We start from the raw sequence: 10,789 nt of genomic DNA, 5'->3' as shown, positions 1-10,789 counted from the left end.
CTCAAGGCCGTCGGCGGCGCCGTGGAGGCCGAGGCATGGGGTCGCGGCGCCGGCTGGATGCTGGAGCAGCTCCCCGATCTGCTCGGCGCCGCGGACGAACCCGACGCCTTCACCCCCCGCCACCGCCTCCTCGCCGAGACCCTCCGCCACCGCCCCGGCCTGCGTCTCTGCCGTACCGGACGCGTCATGGAATCGCTGATTCCGTCCGTTCTGGAGCAGAAGGTCACCACGGTCGAGGCGTACCGCGCCTGGCGCACGCTCGTACGGAAGTACGGCGAACCCGCCCCCGGCCCCGCCCTCCCCTCCGGCGAGCGGCTGTATGTGATGCCCGACGCCCGGACCTGGTCACTGATCCCGTCCTGGGAATGGCACAAGGCAGGCGTCGACTCCAAACGCTCCGCCACGATCCTGCGCGCCGTCCGCGTCGCCCGCCGCCTGGAGGAGGCCGCGGCCATGGACCCGGTCCAGGCCGCCGCCCGGCTGCAACTGATCCCCGGCATCGGCCCCTGGACCGCCGCGGAGGTCGTCCAGCGCTCGAACGGCGCCCCGGACGCCGTCACCGTCGGCGACCTCCACCTCCCCGGCATCGTCGGCCACGCCCTCGCCGACGACCGGTACGCCGACGACGCGGCGATGCTGGAACTCCTCGCCCCCTACGCGGGCCAGCGTCACCGCGCGACCCGGCTGATCATGCTGTCCGGCCGCACCCCCGCCCGCCGGACCCCGCGCACCCCGATCAGAAACATCGCCCGGCTGTGAGCACGGCCCGGTGTGAGCACGGGCCGGTTGTGAGCGGACAAGTCGCCCTGCCCACAAGCCGGTTCGGCGCACCTCGCCACAAGCCGGTTCAGCGCACCTCGATGTACTGCCCCGCGTCCCGCTCCGCCCGTTCCTTCGGCGCCTCCGCCGCATGCCCCACCGCCACCGCGCCCATCGGGTCCCAGTGCGCGGGCAGCGACAGCACCTCCCGTACGACCTCACGGCAGAACATGGTGGACGAAACCCAGGCGGAGCCCAGCTGTTCGCCCGCCAGCGCCACCAGGAAGTTCTGTACGCCCGCGCCCATGGCGACCGTGAACATCTCGCGCTCCGCGGTGTCGCGGCGCTGATCGCCGTAGCTGTGCGAGCCGTCCATCACCAGGCAGGGAACCACCAGGTACGGCGCCTTGCGCAGCACATCACCACGCCGGACACGCTTCGCGACGGATTCCTCCGACCTGCCGTCCGCGCGCAGATCGGCGATCCAGGCGTCGCGCATCGCGTCGAGGAGACGCAGCCGCGACTCCGGCGACTCCAGGAGGACGAAGCGCCACGGCGTCGTGTGGTGCGGCGCCGGAGCCGTGATGGCCGCCGCGACGGCGCGGCGGACCGCGCCCGGGTCGACCGGTTCGCCGGTGAAGTCGCGGACGGTACGGCGCTGGGTGACGGCTTCCCGTACCGCCTCGGACGTCCCGAGCCGGAACATGTCGTCCGCCGAGCCCCGCACCAGCGCCCGCGCGCCGCTGGCCCCGCCCGTACCCGCGCCGCCGCCACCATCCGCGGCATCCGCGCCGTCCGTGCCCGTGCCCGTGTCGCCCACGAGATGCGCCAGACCGCTCACCACCGCGACCGGCAGCCCTGCGGCCTTGCCCTTCACCAGATCGCCCGCGGCGGCCAGTTCATCGGCGAGGGCGACCACCGTCGCGCTCAGCGGATTGCCGTGAGCGTCCGTCCCGCCGCGCAGATCGTCCAGCACCCGCACCCCCGCGGCCCCGATCGCCACATCAGTGAGTCCATTGCGCCACGGCCGCCCGAAGGTGTCCGTGACGATCACACCGATGTCGACCCCGAGCGCGTCCCGCAGCCCGTCCCGCAGCGCCCGCGCCGAGGCGTCGGAGTCCTCGGGCAGCAACAGCACTGTCCCGGCAGGGGTGTTGGAGGCGTCCACCCCGGCCGCGGCCATCACCAGACCCTGCCGGTTCTCGACGATACGAAGGGGCCCGCGCCGCGCGACGACTCGTACGGTCTCCGCGTCGATCGCCGCCTCGCGGTCCGCCGCCTCGACGATCCTGCCCTCGGCCTTGGAGACTATCTTCGAGGTCACCAGCAGGATGTCCCCGTCGGCCAGCCCCGGCTCGGCGGCCGCGATCAGCTTCGCGAGATCGTCCCCGGGCCGCACCTCGGGCAGCCCGGGCAGGGCGCGCACACGGTACGAGGCGACGGCGTCCGGTGCATGGCCCGCGCCCGGGTCCACCGGCCCGCCGGAGGACCCGCCCGAGGACGAGGGCGAGGGCGGGGGCGGGAACGAAGACGAGGGTGCCGTCATGCCCGTACCTCCTCGGCCAGCTTCAGCGCCTCGCGCGCCATCTCTGCCGCCGCGTCCACATCCGTCATCATCAGCGGCACCGCCCGGCTGCGGATGCCCGCGCCCTCGATCTCCGGCACCGCCCCCGCGTCCACCGTGTCCACGAGCCAGCCGTCCAGCAGCCCCGAGCCGTAGTGCAGCGCGACCGCCGCCGCCGTCGCCTCGACACCGATCGCGGCGAGCACCTTGTCGGCCATCCCGCGCACCGGCGCGTCCCCCACGATCGGCGAGAGCCCGACGACCGGCACCCCCGCCTCGGCGATGGCCTCCCGGATCCCCGGAACGGCCAGGATCGTGCCGATGCTCACCACCGGATTGGACGGCGGGAAGAGAATGACATCGGCGGCGGCGACGGCCTCCAGCACTCCCGGCGCCGGCTTGGCCTGGTCCGCGCCGACGGGGACGACCGCCTTCGCGTCCACCGACGCCCGCATCCGCACCCAGTACTCCTGAAAGTGCACGGCCTTGCGCTCCCCGTCCACATCGACCGCCACATGCGTCTCGATACGGTCGTCCGACATCGGCAGCAGCCGCACTCCCGGCTGCCAGCGCGCGCAGAGCGCCTCGGTGACGGCGCTCAGCGGATAGCCCGCGCCGAGCATCTGCGTACGGACGATATGGGTGGCGAAGTCCCGGTCGCCGAGGCCGAACCACCCGGGTCCGACGCCGTACGCCGCCAGCTCCGCCTTGACCTGGAACGTCTCGTCCGTACGCCCCCAGCCCTGCTCTTCATTGATGCCACCGCCCAGGGTGTACATCACCGTGTCGAGGTCGGGGCAGACCTTCAGCCCGAACAGATGGATGTCGTCACCGGTGTTGCCGATCACCGTGACGTCCGCGTCGGGCGCGGCCTGCTTGAGGCCACGAAGGAAGCGGGCGCCGCCGATACCGCCGGCCAGAACCACAATGCGCATAAATACATTGTCTCAGCCGGAGGCCCGTCGTTGGGGGCAGGTGGCCGGGCGATGGCCGGGCGGTGGGCGGGACTCTCAGGCGGGTACGACATCCTCCTGGGCCGCCGGGGAGCACAGGGCCGTGTGCATCGGCATCTCGGTCAGACCCGGGTAGTAGATGTGCAGACTCACGGCGGGTTCGATCGCGTCATTGACGACCTCGTGCACAGAGCCGGGCGCGAAGATCCGCTGCGCCCCCGGAACCAGTGAGCGGCTGCCGCTCCGCGAACGCTCCGTCAGTTCTCCCGCCAGCACCGTCAGTACGCCCGAGGACGGGCCGTGGTCGTGCGAACCGGTGCCCTGACCGGGCACCCAGGAGAGCAGCCACACCTCATACCCGGGTCCGGTGCGCAGCCGGTGGTACCAGCGGCTCGTGGCGTCGTACCGGACGAGCGGGGCCCACTCCGCCCGGTCGGCGGCGAGCGCACGGGCGAGCCCCGCGAACTCGGCCACGGTGGCGGGATGCTGACGGACCGGCTGGAGAAGATGCCGGACCTCAAGGAGATCGCCGGCGATCTGGATGTCGCTGTCGCTGTTCATGGGTGCGGTGGTTCCTCGGCAGAAAAGACAAGAAAGAAGCGCGATCAACCGCGCACGGCGTGTACGGCGGGTATGCCGACAGCGGTCGTGGTGATCGGGATCAGGTGATCGGGATCAAGCGGTGATCAGAATCAATCGGAGAGAGGACAGGGGGCGATCAGAACGATCGCGGCTTCCCCGTCAACAGCCGGAGCGGCGACAGCGACAGCGAGCCTGAACAGCGCTGCGGAATCCACGGACGTGGGTCGCGGTGTGCGCGGGGATCACTGGCATGCCCTCAAAGGTGGCGAGTCCAGTTGCCGGTGTCAACTCGATGGCCGGTTTGGCGGCAATGTTTCACCTCATCCGGTTACTCCGACGAGGGAGAGGTTTGTCCGCCCTCGCTCGCGGAGACATGGGGCAGCGACTGTGCTCGCAAACATCGTCACGCCCTTGTGATCAGACTGTGATCCGGATCGCTTCCGTGGCCGGAACGGCACCGGGGCCGCGGTCCGTGGCGTCTCTCGTGGTGAGAGGTGGTGGATGTGGGCAGGCCAGTGGCATGTGTCAGGTTTTTGGTGATTTGAACACTTTCCGCATAGCCTTGGTTCCGCAGAGTGAATACCGGGCCCAATAGCAGATCTCGGCTTGACCGGCCCAGAGCACGCACTTGTAATTTCACTCGTGTCGTTCGGCCGAAATCGACAACGGCCAGATCACGGGGACGCGAAGACAGACGAGGGGCGCACATGACCGAGCTGTTCCAGCAACTGCTGGTCGAGGACGCGGACGAGGAACTCGGCTGGCAGGAGCGCGCCTTGTGCGCCCAGACCGATCCCGAGTCCTTCTTCCCCGAGAAGGGCGGGTCCACCCGCGAGGCCAAGAAGGTCTGCCTCGCCTGTGAGGTCCGCTCCGAATGTCTTGAGTATGCCCTCGCCAACGACGAGCGATTCGGTATCTGGGGCGGACTGTCCGAACGTGAACGGCGACGACTGAAGAAGGCCGCGATCTGACAGATCGCGCCGACTCCCGACAGTTCTCTGCCTGTTTCCGGCCGCTCCTGGCCGCTCCCGCTCCGCTCCCCTCGGGTGAACCCCCGCCCGGTGACGCTGACGCCCGCACACCCCTGCCGGGCGCGCCCCGCCTCGTAACCACCGGCCCACCCCGTGCCGGCCGAGGTGCTGACCGAGGCTGACCAAGGTGTTGACCGAGCCGCCCGTCGTCACCGCACCCGAGCGCCGTTCACCCCGCCCCCGGTGTGCTCCCGCGGCCGCTCACCCGCGCCAAAGCGCCCATTCACCACCATCAACACCAGCCCCGAACGTCACAACCTCGTACCTGTCGAACGGTCCGCCGCCCGCGCCTTCCCCCGCGGGCGGCGGACCGTCCTGTTGCCAGCCGTTAGTGTGGGGCCCCGTCCCAGACGCTCCACGCCCCTTCGGGGCGACCCCTCGGCCGGAGGGCCCGTTACCTCAATGTCCCCCACCACCGCCGCGTTCGTTTCCGCCACCGCCCCGGAGTTCCCGAGGCACGTCGTGACCGCCGTACTCGTCTCGCACGACGGCGCACGCTGGCTGCCCGACGCCCTCGCCGGGCTGCTGGGCCAGGAACGCCCCGTACAGAACGTCATGGCAGCCGACACCGGCAGCGCCGACGACTCCGCCCGGCTGCTCACCGAGGCCCTCGGCGCCGACCGCGTCCTGCATCTCGCGCGCCGCTCCGGATTCGGTACGGCCGTCGACGAGGCGGTCCGTACCGCCGGGGTGCTCACGCCCGACGATCTGCCGTATCTCAAGCGGCCCAGCGGCTGGGACCCGGTCACCAGGAGCTGGCGCGACGACACGTACGACATGCCGGAGCTGCCCCACGGCGAGCCCGTGCAGTGGCTCTGGCTCCTGCACGACGACTGCGCGCCCGAGCCCGACGCCCTCGCCGAGCTGCTGCGCGTCGCCGACTCCGACGAGTACGCCGCAGTCATCGGCCCCAAGCTGCGCGGCTGGTACGACAGGAAGCAGCTCCTCGAAGTCGGTGTGTCCATCGCCAACAGCGGCCGCCGCTGGACCGGGCTCGACCGGCGCGAACAGGACCAGGGCCAGCACGACCAGGTCCGCAGCGTCCTCTCCGTCTCCAGCGCCGGCATGCTCATCCGCCGCGATGTATGGGAGGAGCTGGGCGGCTTCGACCGGCGGCTGCCGCTCATGCGCGACGACGTCGACCTGTGCTGGCGCGCGCACGCCGCCGGCCACCGGGTGCTCGTCGCCCCCGACGCCGTCCTGCGGCACGCGGAGGCAGCCGCCCGTGAGCGCCGTACGGTCGACTGCGCGGGCCGCTCCGTCGTCAACCCGCACCGGGTCGACAAGGCCGGCGCCGTCTACACCATGCTCGTCAACGCACGGGGCGCCGTCCTCCCGTACGTGCTGCTCCGCCTGGTCGTCGGCACCCTGCTGCGCACGCTCGCCTATCTGGTGGGCAAGGCGCCGGGGCAGGCCGTCGACGAGGTCATGGGCCTCTTCGGCACCCTGCTGAGGCCCGGCAGGATCATCGGCGGCAGGCGTCACCGCGGCAAGGGCGTCGTCGAGCCGGCCGAGCTGCGCCCGCTCTTCCCGCCGCCCGGCGCGACCGTACGGGCCACCGTCGAGCAGATCGCCGCGAGCCTCGGCACCGGCGACGAGGCCGACGCGGGCGGTTCACGGCACGGCGCCGTCGAATCGGGACCCGGCGGGGACGACGCCGACTTCCTGGAGATCGAGCAGTTCGCCCGGCTGAAGAAGCTCGCGCACAAGCCAGGGCCCGTGCTCTTCGCGATCCTTCTCGTCGTCTCGCTCGTCGCCTGCCGCGGACTGCTCGGCGGCGGCGCGCTGGCGGGCGGCGCGCTGCTGCCCGCGCCGGGCGACGTCTCCGACCTCTGGTCGCGGTACGCGGACGGCTGGCACGCCGTCGGTACGGGCAACACCGAGACCGCGCCGCCCTATCTCGCCGTACTGGCCGCGCTGTCCGCGCTCTTCCTCGGCTCCACCGGCTTCGCCCTGACCCTGCTGCTCGTCTGCTCGGTGCCGCTCGCCGGACTGACCGCGTACTTCGCCTCGCGCCCGCTCGTCGAGTCCCGGCTGCTGCGCGCGTGGGCGAGCGTCGCGTACGCCTTCCTGCCCGCCGCGACCGGCGCGCTGGCGACCGGGCGCCTCGGCACGGCCGTCCTCGCCATTCTGCTGCCGCTGATCGCGCGGGCCGCGGTCGCCGCGTACGGCATGCGCGCCGGAGCGTACGCCGAGGGCGTGCGCGGAAGCTGGCGCGCCACCTGGGCGTACGCCTTCCTGCTGACCTTCGCGATGGCCTTCACCCCGGTGGTCTGGCCGCTGGCGCTGCTGCTCGGCCTCGGGGTCCTGGTGCTGCGCCGCGACGACATCGCCGCGTACGGGGCGCGCGTCCTGGCCGGGCTCGGTACGCCCGTACTGATGCTCGCGCCCTGGTCGCTGTCGGTGCTGACGAGTCCGTCCGCCTTCTTCCGCGAGGCGGGCCTGGAGTTCGGTACGGGCGAGGCCTCCGCGTTCGATCTGCTCGGGATGAGCCCCGGCGGCCCCAAGGCCGCGGGCGGTGTCCTGCTGATCGGGATCGTGCTGGCCGCGCTGGCCGCCCTGCTGCGCGGCGAGCGGCAGTTCGCCATCGGTACCGCCTGGGCCGTCGCGCTCCTCGGGCTGGTCTTCGCGGTGATCTCCAACAACTCCGGCTGGGCCGGACCCGCCACCCTGGTCTACGGCATCGCGCTGATCGCGGCGGCCGTGCTCGGCGCGGACGGCGCCCGGGAGCGGGTGGCCGCCGAGAACTTCGGCTGGCGCCAGCCCGTCGCCGTACTGATCGCCGCCGCCGCGGTCCTCGCCCCGCTGCTCGGCGCCTTCGGCTGGATGATCAGCGGCGCCGCGGGCCCGCTGGAGCGCCGCGACCCGGTGCAGGTCCCGGCGTTCGTCGCCGAGGAGAGCATCACCCGCGACCAGCCGCGCACCCTGGTCCTCGGCGGCACCTCGCCCGCGGAGGTCTCGTACACCCTGGTCCGCGGCTCCGGCGGGCGTCTCGGCGACGCCGAGCTGGCCGAGTCCGGTGGCAGCGACCCACGGCTCGACAAGATCGTCGCGAATCTGGTCGCGGGCTCCGGCGCGGACCAGACCGACCAGCTCAGCGGGTTCGCGATCCGCTACGTGCTGGTACGGGACGGGTCGCCGCGCCAGATGAGCCGCGTCCTCGACGCCACCCCCGGGCTGAGCCGGCTGAGTCAGCTCGACGGCAGCGCGCTGTGGCGCGTGGACCGGCAGATCTCCCGGGCCGTGATCGTCGACGGCAAGGGCGCTGGTGAGCCGCTGGCCGTGGCCGCCGGGCCGGTCGAGGCGCACACGGAGATCCCGGAGGGCGCAGCGGGGCGGGTGCTGCGGATCGCGGACCGGGCCGCCGAGGGCTGGCAGGCCACGCTCGACGGCGAGGTCCTGCCCAAGAAGACCGTCGACGGCTGGGCCCAGGGATTCGAACTGCCCGCCGAGGGCGGCCGGCTGGATCTCACCTACGAGGATCCGATCACCCACACCGCGTGGATCTGGGCGCAGGGCGCGCTCGCCGTCGTCCTGCTGGTCCTCGCGCTGCCGGGGCGCCGCCGCGAGATCGACGACGACCTGCCCGAGGAGGAGACGGAGATTCCGGCGGAGGCGCTGGTGGGCGAGGGCCGCAGGGCCAGGAGGCTGCGGGCGGCGGCGGAGGCCGCGGACGCCGGGGACGCCGGGGATCCCGAGGAGACCGGCGCCGCGCCCGGGACCGGTGAGGCTCCCGGGACCGGTGAGCCTTCGGAGACCGGGGCCCGGGAGTACGGCGGGGAGTACGGGACGGACCGGGCGGGAGCGTACGAGACGGGTCCGCAGGCGGCCGTGCCGCCCATGCCCGACGCGGCTCCGGCGGCCGATCCGTACGGTTCCGTTCCCCAGCAGCAGACATACGACTGGGACGCCAACGCCACGGCCGGCGCGGGTGCCGGCTACACGCAGGACCCCTACCAGAACGGACAGAACGGGCAGCACGGCCAGTACGCCGACGCCAGTCAGTACAACGAGGGCCAGTACCAGCAGCAGCCGTACCAGCAGTACCCCGCGGGCCAGTACCAGGACGGCCAGTATCAGCAGGGCCAGTACCCGGCCGGTACGTACGAGCAGGGCCAGTACCCCGACGGCTCGTACCAGCAAGGCGGCTACCAGGACGGCCAGGCGCAGATCCCCGGCCAGTACGACCCGTCCCAGTACGACCCGTACGGCTACGGCCAGCAGCAGCCCTACGCCGACGGCCACGAGAACGACCGGCGTCCGCGCCCCGACGGGAGCAGCAACCAGTGAACCGTACGACCCTCTCCCTCATCGCGGCCGCCACTGCCCTCGCCGCCATCACCGGATTCGCCTCGCTGACCGCGCCGGACTCCACGGACACGGCGGTCGCGCAGGTCCCGGCGCTGCTGCCCGTGGAGCGCACCACCCAGCTCTGCCCGGCGCCGAGCGTGTCGGACGTCGCCGAGACGACGTACACCTCCTTCACCCCCGCCGGCACGGCGGGCACCTCCGGCGGTGCCGCGACCGGCTCAGCCGAACTGCGGGAGTCCGTGGTCACCCTGGCCGGCGCGGCGGACAGCACGGCCAAGAAGGACGACAAGAAGAAGGACCCGGCCAAGGATCCCGCGCAGGACAAGGCCTTCATCGCACTGAAGGAGCCCGGCAAACCCGTCGCCGGTGAGGCGAGCGGCGCCGACGCCCCCGCCCTCGTCGGCAGCGCCACCGGCCGCTTCGCCCCTGGCTGGACCACCCAGCAGACCACCACGGTCGGCGTCGGCGGCGCGCGCGGGCTGCTCGGGACGGCCTGCGCGGGACCGGACACCGACTTCTGGTTCCCCGGCGCGAGCACCGAGGCGACACGCCAGGACTACGTCCATCTCACCAACCCCGACGACACCGCCGCCGTCGCCGACATCGAGGTGTACGGCAAGGACGGCGTCCTCAAGTCGGATGTCGGCGAGGGCATTCCGGTACCCGGGAAGTCGAGCGTGCCGGTGCTTCTGTCCACGCTGACCAGCGAGGCGGCGCCCGATGTGACCGTGCATGTCACCACCCGTACCGGCCGGGTCGGCGCGGTGCTGCGTGTCGCCGACGAGAAGGCGGGCAGCGACTGGCTGGCGGCCTCGGGCGATCCGGCGGGCCGGGTGGTGCTGCCCGGCATCCCGGCCGACGCGACGGACGTACGGCTGGTGGCCTTCGCGCCCGGCGAGGACGACGCCGATCTGAAGGTGCAACTCGCGGGCGCCGACGGCACGATCGTCCCCGCCGGGAACGAGACCCTGCACGTCAAGTCCCGGATGACCGCGTCCGTCGACCTCGCGAACGTCACCAGGGGCGAGGCCGGATCGCTGATCCTCAGCCCGGCCCAGAGCGGGCGCGCGACCCCGGTGGTCGCGGCACTGCGCGTGGTCCGCGGCAAGGGCTCGGCGCAGGAGATCGCGTTCATCCCGGCGACCGCGCCGATCGCCTCGCGCGCGACCGTGGCCGACAACCGCGCCAAGGGCACGACACTCTCGCTGACCGCGCCGGGCGCGACCGCGAAGGTCAAGGTCACGGCCTCGGCGGGGACCGGCGGCGGCGAACAGGCCGAGAAGGTCTACACCGTCAAGGGCGGTACGACGCTGGCCTTCACCCCGCCGGTGCCGGCCGGGCTGAAGGGCTCGTACGCGCTGACGGTCGAGCCGGAGCCGGGCGGCGGCCCGGTCCACGCGGCGCGCACGCTCGCGCTGCCGGAGGACGGGGTGCCGATGTTCACGGTGCAGACGCTGCCGGACGACCGGGGGACGGTGTCCGTACCGAAGGCACGAGAGGATCTGTCGATCCTGGGCGACTGAGACAGGGCGAAGGGCCTGGTGGCGGGGGCCAGGGAGAGGGGCCAGCGGCCTGGAGCGGCTCCGGCC

General features: G+C 72.6%; 7 protein-coding genes. 4 read left to right on the top strand and 3 right to left on the bottom strand.

What is annotated here, in order from left to right; genetic code table 11:
- Window positions 1-759 (top strand): DNA-3-methyladenine glycosylase family protein (locus WH07_RS12115; protein ID WP_046499283.1); only part of this gene is annotated, 759 nt, incomplete at its 5' end.
- 88 nt (window positions 760-847) lie between these two features.
- Here WH07_RS12115 and WH07_RS12110 read toward each other — a convergent pair.
- From WH07_RS12110 to WH07_RS12100, 3 genes are all read right to left on the bottom strand, one after another.
- Window positions 848-2,305 carry a coenzyme F420-0:L-glutamate ligase gene (locus WH07_RS12110; RefSeq protein WP_079023161.1) on the bottom strand — a complete coding sequence of 486 codons (1,458 nt, stop codon included), beginning with the start codon at window positions 2,303-2,305 and terminating at the stop codon, window positions 848-850.
- Window positions 2,302-3,258 (bottom strand): 2-phospho-L-lactate transferase, encoded by a 957-nt coding sequence (gene cofD / locus WH07_RS12105; RefSeq protein WP_046499280.1) that lies wholly within the window; start codon window positions 3,256-3,258, stop codon window positions 2,302-2,304. Before cofD ends, WH07_RS12110 begins: the two co-directional genes overlap by 4 nt.
- A gap of 75 nt (window positions 3,259-3,333) precedes the next feature.
- Window positions 3,334-3,837 carry a cysteine dioxygenase gene (locus tag WH07_RS12100; protein ID WP_046499275.1) on the bottom strand — a complete coding sequence of 168 codons (504 nt, stop codon included), beginning with the start codon at window positions 3,835-3,837 and terminating at the stop codon, window positions 3,334-3,336.
- A gap of 728 nt (window positions 3,838-4,565) precedes the next feature.
- On the opposite strand from WH07_RS12100, the gene WH07_RS12095 reads away from it, so the two are divergent.
- From WH07_RS12095 to WH07_RS12085, 3 genes are all read left to right on the top strand, one after another.
- The gene (locus WH07_RS12095) at window positions 4,566-4,829 is read left to right on the top strand and encodes a WhiB family transcriptional regulator (protein WP_014046372.1); all 264 of its coding nucleotides are present in this window, start codon (window positions 4,566-4,568) and stop codon (window positions 4,827-4,829) included.
- A gap of 462 nt (window positions 4,830-5,291) precedes the next feature.
- On the top strand, window positions 5,292-9,179 hold the full coding sequence (locus WH07_RS12090) for a glycosyltransferase (RefSeq protein WP_046499264.1): 3,888 nt from the start codon (window positions 5,292-5,294) through the stop codon (window positions 9,177-9,179).
- The gene (locus WH07_RS12085; RefSeq protein ID WP_046499262.1) at window positions 9,176-10,723 is read left to right on the top strand and encodes a DUF5719 family protein; all 1,548 of its coding nucleotides are present in this window, start codon (window positions 9,176-9,178) and stop codon (window positions 10,721-10,723) included. Before WH07_RS12090 ends, WH07_RS12085 begins: the two co-directional genes overlap by 4 nt.
- Window positions 10,724-10,789 lie beyond the last annotated feature (66 nt).

The organism is Streptomyces odonnellii (assembly GCF_000981895.1).
GTDB classification, from domain to species: domain Bacteria; phylum Actinomycetota; class Actinomycetes; order Streptomycetales; family Streptomycetaceae; genus Streptomyces; species Streptomyces odonnellii.
Note: the sequence above shows the minus strand (reverse complement) of the source record. Positions and strands in the feature narration are given on the sequence as shown.